Here is a 17,293-nt window from a genome sequence, read left to right as displayed (position 1 = left end):
GCCGGCGAACGGAACAGACAGGTCATGACGCGAGAGGCCGTATCGATGAGGAAGAACCGATGGTGACGTCGTTGCAGCCGGGGGTGTGGGGCGTGCTCGCCACCCCGTTCACCGGCTCGGTCCTGGATCTGGACGAGTCCGGGCTGGCCAGGTTGTGCGAGCACTACCAGTCGATCGGGGTGACGGGGCTGACGGCGCTGGGCGTGTTCGGCGAGGCCGCCCGGCTGACCGAGCAGGAGCGCGCGACCGTCCTGGAGATCGTCACCGACACCTGCGAGCTGCCGATCGTGGTCGGCGCCACCAGCCTGAGCACCCGCGTCGTCATCGACGAGGTCAACCAGGCCGTCGAGATCGTCGGCGACCGGATCGCGGCGGTGATGGTGCAGGTCAATACCGCCGCCCCGAGCGCCCTGACCGATCACCTGGCCGCGGTGCACGACGCCACCGGGCTGGGCATCGTGGTGCAGGACTACCCGGCCGTCAGCGGCGTCAGCATCCGGCCGGAGTCGCTGGTCGCCGCGTTGAGAGGGCAGCCGTTCTGCGCGGCGGTCAAGGCGGAGTCCCCACCTACCGCGGTCGCGATCCACGCGCTGGCCGCCGGTCTGCAGGTCCCGGTGTTCGGCGGGTTGGGCGGCATCGGGCTGTTGGACGAACTCGCCGCCGGCGCCGCCGGCGCGATGACCGGATTCTCCGCGCCCGAGGGCCTGTTGGCCTGCGTGCGGGCCTGGGAACAGGGCGGGTACGAGGCTGCGCGAGAGGCGTGGCTGCCGTACCTGCCGCTGGCCACCTTCGAACAGCAGGTCGGCATCGCACTGGGCATTCGCAAGGAGGCACTGCGGATGCGTGGGCTGATAGCCGAATCGGGGGTGCGGCTGCCCGGCCGCGGCATGCCGGACGAGCTGTCCGAGCAATTGGGCAGGCACCTGGACGCGGCGAAATCGGCGGCCGCAGCAACGCTCTAGCAACGCCCTGACCGCCGCACCGAAATCGGAAGGAAACCCAAGGACATGACGTCAGCCGTAGAGCTCCGTCACCTGATTGGCGGGGAATGGGTCGGCGACCCGGAAGTCGAGCGCCGCAACCCCTTTGACGACTCACCGGTGGCGACGGTCGCCAGCGGCGACGCCGACACCGTCGCGGACGCCGTCGCGGCCGCCACCGCGGCGCAGCCGGGGTGGGCAGGAAAGCCATGGCCGACCCGCGGGGCGATCCTGCTCGATGCGGCGGAGATCCTTCGGTCCCGGCACCGCCCGGTCGCCGAAGATCTGGTCAGGGAGGAAGGGAAGACCCTGGCCGAGGCGATGGGCGAGGTGCGTCGGGCGATCGACGTCCTGCGCTTCTTCGGCTCGATGGGATGGCAGGCCACCGGTGACGTGCTGCCCAGCGCCACCCCGGAAACCATGGTCTACACCCGGCGGGAGCCGCTCGGCGTGGTCGGCCTCATCACGCCGTGGAACTTCCCGATCGCCATCCCGGCCTGGAAGATGGCCCCAGCACTGGTGTCCGGCAACACCGTGGTGATCAAGCCGGCCGACCTGACGCCGCTGTCGGTGCACAACCTGGTGACCGCGTTGACCGACGCCGGCCTGCCGGCCGGGGTGCTCAACATCGTCAACGGCAAGGGTTCGGTGGTCGGCGAGGCGCTGTGCGCCCATCCGGACGTGGCCGCGGTCTCGTTCACGGGTTCCACCGCGGTGGGCGAACACATCCGCAGCGTGGTGCAGTCGCGCCGCGGGCGGGTGCAACTGGAGATGGGTGGCAAGAACGCCCTGGTCGTGATGGACGACGCCGATCCTGCGGTCGCTGCCAGGGTGGCCGCGGCCGGTGGATTCGGCCTGACCGGCCAGGCCTGTACGGCGACCTCCCGGGTGCTCGCAATGCCCGGGGTTCACGACGAATTCGTTGCGGCACTGGGCAAAATCGCCGCCGGCATCACGCCCGGTGACGGGCTGGCCGAGGGAACCGCGATGGGTCCGGTGGTCTCGGACGCGCAGTTGGCCACCGACCTGAAGGCGCTGGACCGAGCCCGTGCGGACGGCACCCTGACCGGCGGGGACGGCGACGGGCGACTGCTGCGGCCGGCGGTGGTGACCGGGCTGACGGCGGATCATCCGATCGTCACCGACGAGGTCTTCGGCCCGCTGATCGCGGTGTTGCCCACGGAGGGGTTGGACGGGGCGATCGAGTCGGTGAACAGCTCGGTGTACGGGCTGGCCGCGGGCATCTGCACCACCTCGCTGGCATCCGCCCAGCACTTCGCGGCCCGGGTCCAGGCCGGTGTGGTCAAGGTCAACCGGCCCACCACCGGGCTGGATCTGAACGTGCCGTTCGGCGGTGTGAAAGCCTCCAGCACCAACACGTTCCGCGAGCAGGGTGCCTCGGCGCTCGAGTTCTACACCTGGTCCAAGTCGGTGTACCTCGGCCATGACCTCTAACGGCCCGGCACGCGCCGAGTTGCACCTGCACCTGGAGGCGTGTCTGCGTCCGGCAACCGCGCGCGAACTCGCCGAGCGCAGTGGGCTGCCGCTCCCGAAACAGGCGCCGTACCAGGACTTTGCGGAATTCTCGCCGCAATACGAGGCGGCCCGCGACCTCGTCCTTGACCTGTCCGTGCTGCACCGGGTGGCGGCGGAGTTGGTGGCCGACCAGGATGCCCGCGGAGTCACCTTCTCCGAGGTGAACCTGTGTCCGGCGTCCTACGGCGGCCGGATCGGCGCCGATGAGGAACTGGTGGACGCGGTGCTGGATGCGCTGCCGCGGGACAGGTGTGGGTTGATCCTGGGGATCCAACGGGCCGAGGGGCCGCAGGCCGGCTGGCGAACGGCGTCGCTGGCCATCCGATACGCCGGCCGCGGCGTCACCGGGCTGGGTCTGGTCGGGCCGGAGCCACCGGGACCGGCGCACTGGTACGCCGATCACTTCGCGGCCGCCCGGGACGCCGGGCTGATGTCCGTCCCGCACGCGGGAGAGACCAGCGGTGCGGAATCCGTCCGCGCCACGCTGGATCATTTGCAGCCGCACCGAATCCTGCACGGCGTGCGGGCGATCGAGGATCCGGCTGTGGTCGCCGACCTCGCCGACCGCCGGATCTGCCTGGACGTCTGCCCGACCAGCAACGTCAACGTCGGCGTCGCGCCGGACTACGCCGCCCACCCGCTGGCCGCGCTGGTTCGCGCGGGCGTGCCGGTTTCCCTTGCCAGCGACGGAACCTACCTGTTCGACACGGACCTGGACGCCGAGTACCGGCACGCAGCCGATGACTGCGGTCTCACCGTCGCCGAGTTGGAGTCGGTGGCCGCCACGTCGATGGAGTTCTCTGCGCACGGTTGAGCTCGCGCTCGGCCGCGTGCCGATCGGAACGGCGGCCGCGTTCTCCATCGCCTGCGCAACCCACCTGATCGGGTCATTCCTTTCGGGTGAGGTGAACGTTGGTGAGGCGGGCTTCGATGATCTTCATGAGCGACATTGATGCCGTCACCGGTCCCTACTCGTTCACCGGTGGATTCCCGGATGAACAGACGATCCAGCGCGCTTACGACGACGCCGATCTGAACCGGGCGGTTCAGGCGTACCGGTTCTTCTTCCCTACCGTGTCGGGGGCGGCGATGTTCCGCGGCAACGAGCAGGTCGGGGTCTACCTCAACAAGTCCTTCGGGGTGCTGGACACCCAGCCGCGTCAGGTCGGCTTCACCCTGAACTCCGATACCCCTTACGGGCCGGTGGGACTGGACCTTCGACCGGGCCCGCTGGTTGTCGAACTGCCACCGGGGCCGCTGCTGGGTGCGGCGATGGACATCAACCAACGGTGGATCGCTGATCTCGGCGTGCCCGGCCCCGACGCCGGTAACGGCGGGAAGCACCTGCTGCTGCCCCCGGGCTGGGACGGCGACGTTCCGGACGGCTATTTCGTGGCTCGTGCGACCAGCTATCGGGTCATTGTCGGGGTGCGGTCGCTGCCGGTGGGTGGCGATATGGCCGGGGCCAACGAGCGGCTGCAGACCATCGTGGTGCATCCGCTGGATCCCGACCAGGACTGGACCCCTCCGACGTGGGTGGACTTCACCGACCTTGACCAGGACATCACCCCGCTGACGTGGGAGACCAACCTTGGCTATTGGCGGGCGCTGCACCAAGTGGTCGATACCGAGCCGCATCTGGAGGCCTTCGGTCCGCTGTACGGCGAGCTCGCGGTGCTGGGCATCGCCAAAGGCCGGCCGTTCGAACCGGACGAGCGGCAGACCCGGATCCTCGAGCAGGCGGCTGTGCTCGGCAGCGGTCAGATGCGGGTTCAGGCGTTCGCCGACCGCCGCCCCGACCGAGTGGTCTGGGACGACTCCCAGTGGCAGTGGGCGGGACTGCGGCCGGAGAACGGTGACTTCTACACACCCGACTACCTGGACGTTGATGCCCGCGAGAAGTGGTTCTACCAAGCCATTGCCGCCTCGCCGGCCATGTTCCGCCGCCAAGAAGGCGCCGGCTCGCTCTACTGGCTGGGACTACGCGACTCCACGGGCAGCTACCTGGACGGATCCCGCGCCTACCGGCTGCTGGTACCGCAACCCGTTCCCGCCCGGCTGTTCTGGTCGATCACCGTCTATGACGCAGAGACCCGCAGCCAGATCGCCACCGATCAGAATCGGGCAGCGCTACGGTCGCTGTTCGAGCTGGCCGACGTCGACCCCGACCGGCCCGTCGAGTTGAGGTTCGGACCCGACCGAGGGGACGGCTTCGAAGGACGCTGGATCCAGACCATCCCTGGCAAGGGCTGGTTCGTCTACTTCCGGATCTACGGACCTCAAGGGCCGGCGTTCAACGGAGACTGGGCCCTCCCGGACTTCCAGCAGGTCTAGCCGGATCAGGTGCAATGACGGCGAATCCGCGACCGGAATTCGGATGACAGCCGGCAATTCGGCTACCAGACTCTCCGGGTGAATCCTGACAAGCCGGGGACACCGGCCGACCTGATCCGGCCCGAGCGCTACCCGCGTTCCTCGACCTACGACCCTGCATGGTTGATGTCGTTGGACATGGGTCCCAACCCGCTCTGGCAACTGGAAGACCTGCTTCCCGACCTGGCGCTCCAACCCGGGCAAAGGGTGTTGGACCTGGGTTCCGGAAAGGGCGCGACCTCCGTGTTTCTGGCACGAGAGTGCGGAGCGACGGTGGTTGCGGCCGATCTGTGGGTGAGCGCGGCAGAAGCCACCGACAACTTCGTGGCGGCCGGGGTCAGCGACCTGGTGACTGCGGTCAATGCGGACGTGCGCAGCCTGCCCTTCGCCGACGGCGAGTTCGACGCCGTGGTCAGCATCGACGCGTTCGAGTATTTCGGCACCGACGTCCATCTGTTGCCAACCTTGCTGCGGGTGCTCAAACCCGGTGGTCGCCTGGCGATGTCAACGCCCGGTCTGGCCACCGACCCGTACGACGGACCGCTGCCCGACTACGTGCGGGAACTCGCCGGCTGGGAGGCTGCCTGCTGGCACTCACCGCAATGGTGGCACCGTCATTGGGAACTCAGCGGCCTGGTCGGCAACATCCGGAGTCGCTGGCAATCCGGTGGACGTGATGACTGGCTGCTGTGGGCGCGATCAGGCGGCGAGAAACATGGCCCGGTCGGCGCGGATCCGGTGATCCGCATGCTCGAGCAGGACGTCGACGAGCAGCTCGGCTTCACCCTCATCAGCGCGACGAAGAACTAGCCGCGGATGGTGCGACCGCGCCACCGAAGGCCGACGACGACCCCGGAGGCTCTGCGGACCAGTGAGACATTGTGCCGTTGCCCGTGGTCGAATGTCCGGGTGCCGTCGCCGACGGACGGAGCATGGGCCGGACGCTGGAATCCTGCCAGGTCAGTGGCCGTGCGGGCCTCGGGCTCGGCCGGGGTTTTGTGAGCCCGGGAGGCTGGTGGCGAGGTAGCCGAGGACGTCGTCGGTCGCGGGTACCGGACCGAAGTTGAGTCCGTTCCAGGACACGTGGTCGCCGAAATCCCAGATCGCGGTGCCGATGTAGCGCGGGTCCCGTGGCGCATTGGTCGCCTGGATAGCTGCGACTGCCGCTCTGGTGTAGCTGATCATCGGATAACCGCTCGCGCCGGTGCTGTCCGGGATGCAACTGCCGATCGCGTCCGCGTCGGCCGAGCAGGTAGTGAACTCGTGCGCCGATGCCGAGGCCGGAATGCCGTAGCCGTAACGGATGTGCAGCCGGTTGGCCCACAGCTTGGCATTCCCTGCTTCACGCCGGACGGCGTCGGTGTAGCTGTCGAGGCCGTTGAGGGTGCCGGCCGGCGCGCTGCTGAGGTCGTACAGCGAGTCCAGGAGGTAGCCGTTGTTGTACGCGTTGAGGATGTCTCGCACGTTCCCGGCCGACGGGGTGCCGGGCCGGATCGCCTCGGCAAAGGTGAACACCGAGTAGAACCTGCCGCGAGGATGTGTGGCATCGATGCAGTCGTACGGGTCATGCGCCGGGTTGCCGGTGTGCTGCCCCGCGAAGTTCTTCGCCAACTGCAGGTAGAAGTGGTATTGCCCGTTCTTGCTGGACACGTCGAAAGGCTCGAGGTCGAACTGGATGCCGTCGATGTGCGGGTCGGCGCAGACCTGCGCGGCCACCTTGTCGGCGAACCCCGCAGCCAGGGCCGGGCTGAGCTCGTTGAAGCCCTGCAGGTAGCCCTGGGAATCGGTGCGCCCGTCGATGATCGGCGCGATGGTGAAGGCGCCGGGATCGGCGGCGACGAACGCGTCGTAATACGCGGCAGTCCTGTCCCAGCCGCTGCTCCCAGGGGTGTAGAACGAGTACAGATCGTCTGCCGTGCACCGTGTCCCGTCGTTGTCGGGGCAGTACATCTCCATATCCGTGGCATAGCTGTACACCTGGTTGAGTTCGTGCCCCGGAGTCGCCGCTGCGTTGTAGGCAGCGATCGCGTCCACCCAGGTGCCGGGCGTCGCGGTGTCGTACACCCACGCCGAATTCGCCTTCGGTGGGAACGCCCCGTCCGGATCCGCATGCGCTACGGCTGACGACATGCTCGTCGCGAGCGCCAGTGTCAGGGTGGCTGCGCCAGCCAGCGCCAGCATTCGTCCACGGCGATTCTTGCGTCCGATCAACATGCCGGCACTCCTTATCCTGGTCACAGGACTCAGGCATACCAGAGCTTTTGCCGGACGGACAAGACCACCTCGACTTATTCCTGATCGCGGCTGAACGCCGGCGGCGTCGGGATCCGCCCCAACTGCGACGCCGTCATCCTCCTGATCGGCGCTGTCCTTGCCGAGCAACACGGGCGTTTCGTCGTTGCTCTCCCCGGGGATGACGAAACGGCTACGCCTGCAACGGTTCCGGTGCCCTCCGGGTAGCGGTGCCGTCTGTTGCGACGGTGGCGTCCACGGCGGGTGCTGCTGCCGCGGCATCGTCGGCGTCCCCGGATCGCAGCGCCGCCGACCGGGCGAGCGTCCAGGACAGCACGCCGCCGAGGACCAGCACCGCGGCGGCAACCAGGCCGGCCCAGGGCTCGGTGCTCCATCGTCCCTCGAGCAACAGCAGTGCGGTGACTGTGCACGACGGCACGCCGAGAAGCACCAGGAACCAGCCGGTGAACCGGCTGAGTTCGCTGCGCCCCAACGCCATCAGGGCGAAGAACAGCGACCACATGATCGCCCAGGTCAGCCACATCACGGCGAACACCGGGTCGCTTCCGACGCTGCTGATCGCCTGGTACAGCACGATCACCGCGACGAACGAGCTGAACCAGCCGAAGCCCTCCGGCTCCAGGTTCAGGTAGATGCCAAGGCCGTAGTACAGATAGGTCATGCCGAACAGGTATGACGGCCAGGTGGCGTTGAGCACCGCCGGATCGGTGCCGCCTTGGATCAGGATGATCGTCGGCAGCACGACCTGGGCCGTCCCGACGAAGATATTCAGCATGGCAGCGCTGCGTGGCGGCACCACGTTCAGGATCACCAGGCCGTTCACCAACAGCACGGCACCGACGAGGAGCAGTCCGACGTTCCCCATCAGTCGGTCCCGAGCAGTTCGAGGAACGTGTGCGAGGAGATGACCGGGGCGAAGAAGTTGTTGATCCGCTCGAAGGCAGCCGGCTCCTGTTCCGGTCGCTGGGCGCCGGTGGCATCGCCGATGACGATCGGCAGCAGGCCGTGATCGCGGGCTGCCCTGGCGTTGCCCTCGATGCACCAGTCCAGGTGGATCCCGGTCAGGATCAGCACCTCGACCTTCTTGCGGGCCAAGGTGATCGGCAGATCCGTTCCGGTGAAGGCGGTCTGCAGTGCCCGTTCGTTGAACTCGCTGTCGCCGGGCTCGACCAGTTCCTTCAGCTCGTCGACCAACGAGTCGTCCCAATCCCGCTGCGCCGAGGTGGCGTCGATGTGCCCGGTCCAGGAGTTGTACTGGGCGGCGTCGAAGGCGGTCTGCGGGTACTGATCCCGGAACACGCTGTAACCGATCCAGTTGAACGACACGAAGTTCGGCGCGGATCGCGCTGCCTTCGCCACCCGAACGGTGGCGTCCAGGCTGCCGCGATGCGCATGCCCCTCGGCGTACTGCACACCGCCCTTGCGGTACAGCGAGTTGGACTGGCTGATCGACAGGAATGCGGCCGGCCGACGCAGGATCTCGCGCAGGTCCAGGCTCTGCCAGTGCGGCGCCAACGGCGGGATGACGTCGAGGTTGTTGGCCGGGTAGTCGCTCGGATCGAGGTCGATCGGCGGCAACGGACTCGGCCGTTCGGACGTGGTGGTTTCCAGCTGGATCGTCATGAGGTTCCTTGATGGTCGGGAGGCAACCCCGGCCGTGCCGGGGGAGGGAAACCGTCCGCGGATTGCGGATGGGTAGGAGAAAGCCGAGCGTTGGGGTGTCGGCCCCTCGGCTGGGGACGTGGCCGGGTGAACCGGTCGGATCGCTGAGCAGTGCCGGAGGACCAGGGGTCGGTCAGCCGGCGTGACTACACGCCATGGATCGCACGAGGCAGTTGTCGATGTGTCGCCGAGAAGCCCATTGTTGGGTCAGTGCCCGGCAGTGGCTCCGTGCGCGCGAAGCGGGATCCATCGTTGGTCCTCTCATCGTCCCCGGCATTAGCACCCGCGTCCGCAATGGACAGGTTGCTGCGGCGTCGACGAGCCAGGACTCTCGGCCGCTCTTGATGAACAGGTGGAGGCTAACACCGCTGGGTGGCGGGTGTGGATGCGGGCCGGCCCCGGTTCGCGCACCCCGCCATTGACGGTCCCGCCCGGCGGCACTGCAGGGCCACCGGGCGGCGTCCGAATCGGCCGCAATGGTCGTGAGTCGAGGGCTGTCGTCGGCCGGGCGCAGCGAGTGGTCGGACGGCCCGACGTCGCGCTTTGCGTCGCGGGCTCGCCGCCAGGTATCGTTGGCTCTCGGTAGCCTCCTCACGGTGGCACTGGGTTGAAGCATGACCCGAGGAAGCGTGCCAGAGCGGCCGAATGGGACACACTGCTAATGTGTTGTGCTCGCAAGGGTACCGAGGGTTCAAATCCCTCCGCTTCCGCGCTGGACCTGCGGCCAGTCATGGCCGCGGGACCAACGAGCAGTACAACTGAATAGCACGCGCCCGTAGCTCAACGGATAGAGCATCTGACTACGGATCAGAAGGTTGGGGGTTCGAATCCCTCCGGGCGCACCACGTGATCAGAGCCCCCGAACGGTGTATGCCGGCGGGGGCTTTGACGTGCCTGGACTGCATCGCGCATGAGGTCGACAACATCGATTCCGAGCAGATCGCAGATCGCGCTGAGCTCATCGACGTCGAATGGGACTGCACCCGTGAGTCTGCGGCTGACCCACGGTTGCGGCTTTCCCAGGTGACGTGCAAGGGCCGCTCCGCTGAGCCGAACCCGTGCGGTCGCCGCGCGAACTTCTTCGGCGATCGCTTCACTCATGGTCAGCTCGATGAGCTGTTCAGGCATTGCCATGCCGCTCATCGTATGGATGTCGAGGCCGGTAGGTCAAGTACCGACTCAGCGACACGCTAATTCGCTCATCGACTAGCTGATGCTTGACATCGTTGGCCCAAGGCCGCTAGAACATGAGTATGGACGATCAATCAATCGATGAGCGAATAGCTTCACGCGTGCGGCAAGCGATGGCCGCCCGGCGGATGAGCCAGAAGGACCTCGGAAACCGGTTTGGCCAGTCCCAGGCCTGGATCAGCCGCAGGGTTCGGGGCCAAGTCCCGTTCAGCGTCGCAGAGCTTGCGACGGTCGCGCGGGTGCTCGCGGTTCCATTGGAGTTCCTCGTCGGCGCGGTCGGCGTGGCCTCTACGGACCTCACTCCGGTGGTTGCGTCATGACCGCCTTGGACATGAAGTGGCCCGCCGCGTCCTTAGCTTGGAGGCAACAGACGCGGCGGGCCGGGGCCGAAGGCGTCGGGGGGGACGCGCCATCGGACACATCAGTGTCGCACGCACTCCCCCGTTGGTCGAGGGTTGGCGTGCGCGAATTGTTCGCCAAGCTCGACCTGGATCCTGCTGGTTGGAACGGCGCGGCCGGTCGTGAGGCAGTCGCGATCATCACCCGGCTCTGTCGTGCGGAGGCCGGGAACTGGGTGCGGCGCGCCGGTCACCTCGGCGACGTCGGTGTGGGTCCGGCATGGGAAGCCATGGATGCCTGGCGCCGCACCGATCGGTCTGTCGATCCGATGGCGATTCTGCGGCGGACGATCCAGCGTGTGTATGCAGCGGAGGCCGGCGCGGTCGAACTCGGCGCGGGCGACCCGGTGCGCCGGCCGAAGGAGATCGTTCGAGCCGTACGAGAGCCACACGCCTTGCGTCGCGCGGACGTTGATCTGAGCCTGCGGCCCGTCGCCGACGATTCGGAATCCCTTGCGGGACCGGAGGATCGGCCCGCATGGCTCCAGGTCACGGCCGCATTGCTGGTCGCGGCAGGTTGGCAGTGGCCGCAGCCGGCGGGCGAGTGCCTGGCCGCGATGGCCGCCGAGACGAGTCAGTCCGGACGACGGTCGGCGACCACGCTGGCGCGCCGCGCGACCGGAGTGCCGCCGGCCACCTGGTCCGCGTTGGCGCTGCTCGCCGCGGGGTCTGGTCCCGGTTGCGCGCCGGAGCGCATGTGGCCGGGGGTCCCGGCCATTCACCGAATCGGCGGTGCCGAGGCTGTCCGGGAGAACCTCGAGGTGCGCCGCATTGTGCGTGGGGCGGTCGCCGGTCGGCCGGTGCGCTCGGGCCGGGCTTGGCTGGTGTCCTCATGACGGAGCCGCTGGTCGAAGTTGGTGTGCGGGTGACCACGGCGGACGGCAGGTCAACCTCATTGATCGCCTCGAACATGCAGCTTGCGGCGACCGGCTCGGATGACGGGCCGAGCGCGCTTACCCGGGCTGAGGCCGCGGAGCTGACCGCGCGGATTACGAACTCCCTGGACCACGCGGAGGTGTTGATCGCGCAGGCGTACCTGCGTCGGGCGTGGGAGCCGTTGGGCTTGCCGTCGTGGAACGCCTACGTAGAAGCCCATTTCGGTGATCGGCCCCTTCTCACCGTGCCGCGCCAGGATCGACGGGAGGTCGTTCGATCGCTCAGCGAGTCCGGTCTGCCCGGGCGTGCGATCGCCCGAGCGATCGGCGTCAGTGAGGGCACCGTGAGGAACGATCTCAGCGAGGACGGTGCGCAAAATTGCGCACCCGAGGACGCAGCGGATGATCTCGTCGAGGTGCTGTGCCCGACCTGCGGGGAGTCGCATCCGGCCGACGTTGGGACCTGCCCATACCTGGATGACGCGTTCGGCACCATCATCGACCTTGACGCCAACGCCAACCCGGACAGGCGGTTCGGCCCCGGACCGAGCGCCGGCGGCGGCTCGGACGTGGCCGAGGATCGGGAATCCGAGCCGGACCCCGCCGACGACATCGACAGCGAGAACGATCCGCTGCCCGAGGAAGACCCGGCCCCCGGACGTGATGCAGAGGCGTCACGACGAGCACGACGGATCCGCAACGCGATAGAACGCATCGCGGTGCTTCGAGACGACCTCGACGAACTGGATGGCCTCCTGCGTGGCATGGATCGAGATCTGGGCGATTGGCCTGAGGGTGCCTCGACCACACCGCCAGCCGATCTGGCCGAGCGACTGCGAGTGCAGGTCGCCGCGATTCGCCTTGTTCTGCCGGACCTTCCTGGCCGTCTGGCATCTGCCGAGCACCTGTCCGCTGTCCTGGAAGGGACGCGGCGGTGACCACATCCCGCCAGCCCCTGTCCGAGTCCTCCGCCGTTCTTGTGAGCCGCGGCCGGGTGCCGTTCGCGATGATGCCGAAAGCATTGCTGCGACAGTCCGGTCTGTCGGCGCAGGCGGTGAGGCTGTGGGCCGTCCTGAACAGCTACACCTACGACGACGAAGCCGCGCCAGCTCCATCCAGAGCGCAGCTCGCCGCGGACTGTGACGTCCGATCAGTCCGTTCGATCGCGCTGTACTTGAGGGAGCTCCAGGACTCTGGCTGGCTAACGATCGAGCACCAATTTCGCACTGCGGGAGGCGGACAGGCAGCGAGCCGGTACTACCTGGAGTGGGTGCGAAATGAGAAGGTGCGGTCGCCGGATCGTCCGGATCCGGACCCTACGGCGGTCGACATTTCCCCAGGTCAGCACGGTAGGCAAGATTCTGCCCACCGTGCAGCAAGCGAGGAATCGGCGGTTGTGGATAACTCCGTAATCGCAGGTCAGCACGGTAGGCAAGATTCTGCCCACCGTGACGGGGGGAAAGATATTGCCTACCCCCCCAGGAAAGATTCTGCCCACCCTAATAGGAACGAGAATCTAACCACCAAGAAAACATCCACCACCATGGGTCCAACGCCCACCGGCGATTCCGGTGGAATCGCCCCGAGCGTCGATGGTGGTGGTGGATCTGATGCCGACCCGGTGCGGGAGCTGATCCGGGCGGTGCGCGAGTCGCTGCCCGATGACGTCGCAAGGCAGCTCACGTCGTCGGTGCTGCACCGGCGGTGCCGGCTGCTGGTCGGTGCCGGCTGGGATCCGAAAGCCGTCCGGTCGGCGGTTGCCGCGCGATCCTGGTCCGGAGCTGGACCGGGCGCGGTGATCCTGCACCTGGACGCGATGCGCACCGATGGCCCACCGGACGCCGAGTCGCCGATCCGCAGCCGGAGGCTGCCGTGGTGCGGGACCTGTGATGACGAGCGGACCCGGCACATCCGCCTGGAGGACGGCCGGATGGGCCGCTGCCCACGTTGTCACCCGCTGAACGTCGCCACGGGCCCGGCAAACGGCCGAGAGCCGCACCATCCGATATCAGAGAACGCCGGCGCCAGCTCCGGCGCGACAACGAAAGCGAGTTCGTGAAATGGGACGGCTGACGGAGGTCCGGGCGCAGTTGGACGAGTTGTGCGCGGTGTCGACGCCCGGCGGCTCGTGCCGGATCGTGGTGTGGGGCCCGAAGGGCGGCTCGACCAAGACCACGACGGCCGCGGCATTGCTGAACGAGCTGTCCGGACGGTTGGCGGGGTTGCTCGTCGGGGTCGACGCGAATCCGGATTTGCGGAACCTGACCCAGCGTCTCGGGATGCAGCAGTCGCGCGTGCCTGGTCGGCTGTACACGCTGGCCCAAGACCCGTCCGCCATCCGCTATCTGGCGGACTGGGCGCCATACCTGGACCGAGTCGGCCGAATCCACCTGTTGCACAACGACAACGTGCCGAATAGGGAAGTGCAGGCGCTCACCGAGGCGCAGTACACGGCCGCGTTCGACCTACTGGCCAGGTACGCCGAGGTGCAGATCATCGACCTTGGGCAGAGCGGCTGCCACCCCTCCTCCACGGCGGCCTTTCGCAGCGCGGACCAATTGTTGATCGCCCTACCGGCCGATGCGGGAGTACTGCGATTGGCGACGAACGCGCTCACAGAGTTGGTCGACGCCGGCCATGGCGAACTACTCTCCCGTGCAACGGTTGTGCTGACGGTGACCCAGCCGAGATTCCAGAAGGATCTCTACAGGGCTGCCGACCAGTACTTGAACGGCCGCGTGGGCGACATCCTGGTTGTTCCATACGACCGTCACGTTGGCGCGAGATGCGAGACCAGCGTCTTCGACAAGCTCACTGCCCCAACGAGACTCGCCTACGCAGCAATGACACGGCATGTTCTGGCCAGCATCCGTCAGCACGGCGCGACCGATCGCCTGGTCGATACAGCCGGCGCACCCAATGCGCACTCGACAGCCACCGGATGCGTACCAGAGTGGAAACAAGGATGGTCCGTGCCCATAGCCGCGCCTGTACGCGCTCGACACGAGCTCGCGGCCACCGGGCGCTCTGAAATGCAGCCCGGCGTTGCCCCGTCGCTATCTCCGGAACCTTTGCCCACGTGGGTTACTCGCACAAAACTCCCGGGCGCGGGCCGATGATCGCCATCGGCACCGATTCAGTCCTCAGGGCACCGCGGCGGATACAGCTATCCCGTGCACGAGGCTGGCGCATGCCTGGCGGTGCTCGAAAGGTGGATCGAACGACACGATGGGGAAATCCGTGGCGGATATGGCAGGACCCCATTGATAGGCTCTGGCGCCTCGACTATGGGCCACTCGACGGTGGGGTGCTTGCGTTTCGAACCCGCAACTTTGCCGCAGAAGAGGCTGTCCGACTCTATCGTCTGTGGGTCATCGGTCGAGGCATCGACTACACGCCTCTAGCCGGCTGGAACCTCGCATGCTGGTGTCTGCTGCCGGAACTTGGCTATCCTGACCGGTGTCACGCGGCGGTCCTGCTTGAACTGGCGAATCCGACGTAATGGAAGCTCCGCGTTGCTGGCGTGATCTGTCCACGGGCCGGTTCCGATCGGAGTCGCAGTTTCAGATCATGGAGTGATGCCTACGCCTGGCCGACTGTTCAGGTTCTGGATGTTCGCCTGCATGCGGGTTGTAACGTGGTGCAGGACCGTCGCCTGGTTCGGCAATGCGTAGACATCCCAGTTGAAGTCCAGATTCGGCCATGCATCTTCGGCATCTTCAAGAACACACTCGGCGTTCAATGTAGGGTCCAGGTCTCCGCAGATGACGATCTGGGCTTCGGCTCGAAGCGTGGCATCCGCTACGGCCATCTCCTGGAGAATGAGCAGCAAGTTGTTGGTGTGAAGTTGACGGGGCCTGTGCAAGTTGAAGGCCAAGGTCTCCGGCACGGCCATTCCGGCGAAACTTTGGAAGACTTCAGCAGTGTCTGCGCGGACTACGACGACGAATCCGTGGGTTCCGTATCTGATCCGTACCAAGCACCCGGCGGCTCGCCCCGCATTGACCGCAGCGGCGAGGTGCCCCCCGGTCGCGGTGACGGAGCCTCCGTCGTTGCGGGCCGCTGCCCCATGAGCAACTGGCGCACCACCCGCCGTGAACAGATCTGTGAGCGCGGCCGCCGTCTGCAGGCAGGACGCGACAGCGTCGGGGGTCTGCAGGTAGAACTGAAGAATCTGATCTTCAGCGAAGTCGCCATCGGCGAAGACCGTCTGGATCGCCGCCGACAGCACCGTGTCGTTCGTGAAGCCGAGTTGTGCGGCACGAGCTAGCAGGATTGTGGCGAAGCTCTGCGCCGGGGGGGCCGCCACCTCCTCCATGATCTCTGCGGCTCCGTGTAATTTGAGGTCATTGTTGCCGTCAAACGTGTACCAACCCCCGGCCTTCTGGGTGAGTCGACCTTCCCGGAGGCCGCGCAGGCGATATCGGTAATACCTGCCTTGGTGGACCTGGTTTGCGGGCATGCGTCGGATGGTCGGCTCAGGAGAGCGGCGCAGGGCCGGCGGGACCGAGCAGGAACGTGTATCACCGGTGGCGTCGGTGGACGTTCCAGGCAGTCCGAGGTGTCCCATCTGCCGCCGCTGTGGATCCACCCAGCGGCGCAGCGCATCCAGAGGATGGAGTTGAACAGCTTCACCACTGCGTGACTCCGGGGCGATCCGGCGGCAGGGCGCATCTGCATGCCCGTGCACCAATCCCGGGACAGCCACCGAGTACGAAGCTTCACCAACATTCTTGTCGCTCATCCGGTTGACCGGCGGTGAGGCACGGTCAACCGTCGACCTCACGATAAGTGCCGGTTCGGTCACCCTCCGAGTATGACATCGATCCACCGGCCGAGCTCAGGTCTGGGCGGGTCCGATGTTGTGCCAGGGGATTCGCGAGGCGTGTCCGGCTCCGCTGACTTCGATGGCCCCGCAGCTGAGCAGGGTGGCCACCTCGATGGCCAACACCCGGTACCGAATGCCACCGACGACGATCTGACGGCTGCACCGCGCACCGTGGGAGCCCGTTGGCTCGACGATCTGCCGGAAGGCCTCGAACACCGACCCCAGCGACCCCGGCACCTCGACGATGGAACAGCTGGCGAGGGATCGCCCCTTCGGCGGGCACGTCAATGACGTGCGCCAGCGGCTTTGTCCCCAGCTATAGGTGGCAGGGAAGGGCCAACGCGTCGGGTGCGGCGTGCTCGGGCCGCAATGCTGTTGGTCAGTCGTCTGAGATCAACCCAGCATGCCACCAGCATCGATGCACGCGAGGACTGCGCGATAGTCAGCAGTCACGGGGGCTGTGGGTTCGTAGGCGGGAAGTGGGGTGCGGGCCGCGTAGGCCTCGGGGACCCGCACCGAGTCACGGACGCTCGGGGTCACCCGGTCTCCCCACTGCTTGTGCAGCAGCTCAAGTGCCTCGGTGTAGAGCCGGCCGCGGGTGCGGGGCGGCACCTTGCAGGGAAGGACCCCGACGAGTCGGAGCCTGGGCCGGTAGGCGAGGCGGACCTGCTCGATGACACCCTCGATGCGAGGCAGCCCGGCAAGTTCTTTGACCGTCGGCATGGCGACGGTGAAAGCCGCATCGGACGCGACCAGGGCGGTCACAGTCAGGAGTCCGATCGAGCCTGGGCAGTCGATGATCGTCACGTCGACCGGGACCGCAGACTCGAGCGCGAGTCGTAGCCGCTGCTCGGCGCCGACGGTGCGGGACAGCGTGGTCTCGATGCCTTCCAGGGTGGCGGACTGAGCAGGGACAACCGTCAGCCCGGGAACAACGGTGTCCAGCTCGGCGTCGGTGATCGTCCGGGTACCGCTCAGGATGTCGGCGATCGTGGGGCCACCAGCGGGCACGATCGCGCCGGTGGCGTGTGTGGCGTTGCCTTGCGGGTCGCAGTCGATGATGCGGGCGGTGCGGCCGCTTTGTGCGATGAGGGCGCCGAGCGCGACGGCAGTCGTGGTTTTGCCGGCGGATCCGGCGGCGTTGGCGATGGACAAGGTACTCATGACAGGTGCTCCCGGGTGAGTGCTCGGGGTGGA

At 67.1% G+C, this 17,293-nt stretch carries 18 protein-coding genes, 2 tRNA genes and 1 riboswitch; of the genes, 13 read left to right on the top strand and 7 right to left on the bottom strand.

Annotated features, from left to right (window positions below; all coding sequences use genetic code 11):
- Nucleotides 1-59 precede the first annotated feature (59 nt).
- The 5 genes from K340_RS0112210 (at nucleotide 60) to K340_RS0112190 (ending at nucleotide 5,699) form a co-directional block, all read left to right on the top strand.
- The gene (locus K340_RS0112210; RefSeq protein WP_029136914.1) at nucleotides 60-962 is read left to right on the top strand and encodes a dihydrodipicolinate synthase family protein; all 903 of its coding nucleotides are present in this window, start codon (nucleotides 60-62) and stop codon (nucleotides 960-962) included.
- Nucleotides 963-1,007: 45 nt separating this feature from the next.
- Complete coding sequence (locus tag K340_RS0112205) at nucleotides 1,008-2,435, top strand: aldehyde dehydrogenase family protein (RefSeq protein WP_029136913.1); 1,428 nt, start codon at nucleotides 1,008-1,010, stop codon at nucleotides 2,433-2,435.
- The gene (locus tag K340_RS29615) at nucleotides 2,425-3,330 is read left to right on the top strand and encodes an adenosine deaminase family protein (RefSeq protein WP_084614333.1); all 906 of its coding nucleotides are present in this window, start codon (nucleotides 2,425-2,427) and stop codon (nucleotides 3,328-3,330) included. The genes K340_RS0112205 and K340_RS29615 overlap by 11 nt, the downstream gene beginning before the upstream one ends.
- A gap of 125 nt (nucleotides 3,331-3,455) precedes the next feature.
- Nucleotides 3,456-4,850 (top strand): DUF1254 domain-containing protein, encoded by a 1,395-nt coding sequence (locus tag K340_RS0112195; RefSeq protein ID WP_051266171.1) that lies wholly within the window; start codon nucleotides 3,456-3,458, stop codon nucleotides 4,848-4,850.
- Nucleotides 4,851-4,928: 78 nt separating this feature from the next.
- Nucleotides 4,929-5,699: a methyltransferase domain-containing protein gene (locus K340_RS0112190; RefSeq protein WP_037364413.1), complete on the top strand. Its 771-nt coding sequence runs from the start codon at nucleotides 4,929-4,931 to the stop codon at nucleotides 5,697-5,699.
- A gap of 150 nt (nucleotides 5,700-5,849) precedes the next feature.
- Here the strand turns inward: K340_RS0112190 and K340_RS0112185 are convergent, their stop codons facing one another.
- From K340_RS0112185 to K340_RS0112175, 3 genes are all read right to left on the bottom strand, one after another.
- Complete coding sequence (locus K340_RS0112185; protein WP_154674225.1) at nucleotides 5,850-7,103, bottom strand: hypothetical protein; 1,254 nt, start codon at nucleotides 7,101-7,103, stop codon at nucleotides 5,850-5,852.
- Nucleotides 7,104-7,314: 211 nt separating this feature from the next.
- On the bottom strand, nucleotides 7,315-8,007 hold the full coding sequence (locus K340_RS29610) for an AmiS/UreI family transporter (protein ID WP_051266043.1): 693 nt from the start codon (nucleotides 8,005-8,007) through the stop codon (nucleotides 7,315-7,317).
- Nucleotides 8,007-8,765, bottom strand: a complete 759-nt coding sequence (locus K340_RS0112175; RefSeq protein WP_029136909.1) for a cysteine hydrolase — start codon at nucleotides 8,763-8,765, stop codon at nucleotides 8,007-8,009. Before K340_RS0112175 ends, K340_RS29610 begins: the two co-directional genes overlap by 1 nt.
- 282 nt (nucleotides 8,766-9,047) lie before the next feature.
- A riboswitch (SAM riboswitch) is annotated at nucleotides 9,048-9,155 on the bottom strand.
- Nucleotides 9,156-9,427: 272 nt separating this feature from the next.
- On the opposite strand from K340_RS0112175, the gene K340_RS0112170 reads away from it, so the two are divergent.
- Nucleotides 9,428-9,514 (top strand) — tRNA-Ser (locus K340_RS0112170).
- 59 nt (nucleotides 9,515-9,573) lie between these two features.
- A tRNA-Arg gene (locus K340_RS0112165) sits at nucleotides 9,574-9,649 on the top strand.
- Here the strand turns inward: K340_RS0112165 and K340_RS37515 are convergent.
- Nucleotides 9,612-9,905 (bottom strand): helix-turn-helix domain-containing protein, encoded by a 294-nt coding sequence (locus K340_RS37515; protein WP_407662224.1) that lies wholly within the window; start codon nucleotides 9,903-9,905, stop codon nucleotides 9,612-9,614. The two genes, K340_RS0112165 and K340_RS37515, sit on opposite strands and share 38 nt — an antisense overlap.
- A gap of 146 nt (nucleotides 9,906-10,051) precedes the next feature.
- Here K340_RS37515 and K340_RS37510 point away from each other — a divergent pair, with 146 nt between their 5' ends.
- From K340_RS37510 to K340_RS37505, 6 genes are all read left to right on the top strand, one after another.
- Entirely contained in the window at nucleotides 10,052-10,315 is a 264-nt protein-coding gene (locus tag K340_RS37510; protein ID WP_084614331.1) for a helix-turn-helix domain-containing protein, read from the top strand.
- 140 nt (nucleotides 10,316-10,455) lie between these two features.
- Nucleotides 10,456-11,229 (top strand): hypothetical protein, encoded by a 774-nt coding sequence (locus K340_RS34280; RefSeq protein WP_029136907.1) that lies wholly within the window; start codon nucleotides 10,456-10,458, stop codon nucleotides 11,227-11,229.
- Nucleotides 11,226-12,206, top strand: coding sequence for a helix-turn-helix domain-containing protein (locus K340_RS34275; protein WP_029136906.1), 981 nt, complete (start codon nucleotides 11,226-11,228; stop codon nucleotides 12,204-12,206). Before K340_RS34280 ends, K340_RS34275 begins: the two co-directional genes overlap by 4 nt.
- Before the next feature lie 605 nt (nucleotides 12,207-12,811).
- Nucleotides 12,812-13,327, top strand: a complete 516-nt coding sequence (locus K340_RS34270; RefSeq protein ID WP_154674224.1) for a hypothetical protein — start codon at nucleotides 12,812-12,814, stop codon at nucleotides 13,325-13,327.
- A gap of 1 nt (nucleotide 13,328) precedes the next feature.
- On the top strand, nucleotides 13,329-14,387 hold the full coding sequence (locus tag K340_RS0112135) for a hypothetical protein (RefSeq protein ID WP_029136904.1): 1,059 nt from the start codon (nucleotides 13,329-13,331) through the stop codon (nucleotides 14,385-14,387).
- Nucleotides 14,384-14,770, top strand: coding sequence for a DUF4326 domain-containing protein (locus K340_RS37505; protein ID WP_084614327.1), 387 nt, complete (start codon nucleotides 14,384-14,386; stop codon nucleotides 14,768-14,770). Before K340_RS0112135 ends, K340_RS37505 begins: the two co-directional genes overlap by 4 nt.
- A 66-nt stretch (nucleotides 14,771-14,836) precedes the next feature.
- Here the strand turns inward: K340_RS37505 and K340_RS0112130 are convergent, their stop codons facing one another.
- The 3 genes from K340_RS0112130 to K340_RS29580 all read right to left on the bottom strand — a co-directional run bounded on the left by K340_RS0112130 (nucleotide 14,837) and on the right by K340_RS29580 (nucleotide 17,260).
- Complete coding sequence (locus K340_RS0112130; RefSeq protein ID WP_154674223.1) at nucleotides 14,837-16,075, bottom strand: hypothetical protein; 1,239 nt, start codon at nucleotides 16,073-16,075, stop codon at nucleotides 14,837-14,839.
- 33 nt (nucleotides 16,076-16,108) lie between these two features.
- Entirely contained in the window at nucleotides 16,109-16,333 is a 225-nt protein-coding gene (locus K340_RS0112125; protein ID WP_029136902.1) for a hypothetical protein, read from the bottom strand.
- 156 nt (nucleotides 16,334-16,489) lie between these two features.
- Nucleotides 16,490-17,260, bottom strand: a complete 771-nt coding sequence (locus K340_RS29580; RefSeq protein ID WP_051266037.1) for a ParA family protein — start codon at nucleotides 17,258-17,260, stop codon at nucleotides 16,490-16,492.
- Nucleotides 17,261-17,293 lie beyond the last annotated feature (33 nt).

Source organism: Nakamurella lactea DSM 19367 (assembly GCF_000426645.1).
GTDB lineage: Bacteria > Actinomycetota > Actinomycetes > Mycobacteriales > Nakamurellaceae > Nakamurella > Nakamurella lactea.
The sequence above is the reverse complement of the archived record's forward strand: the minus strand, read 5'-3'. Positions and strand labels throughout refer to the sequence as shown.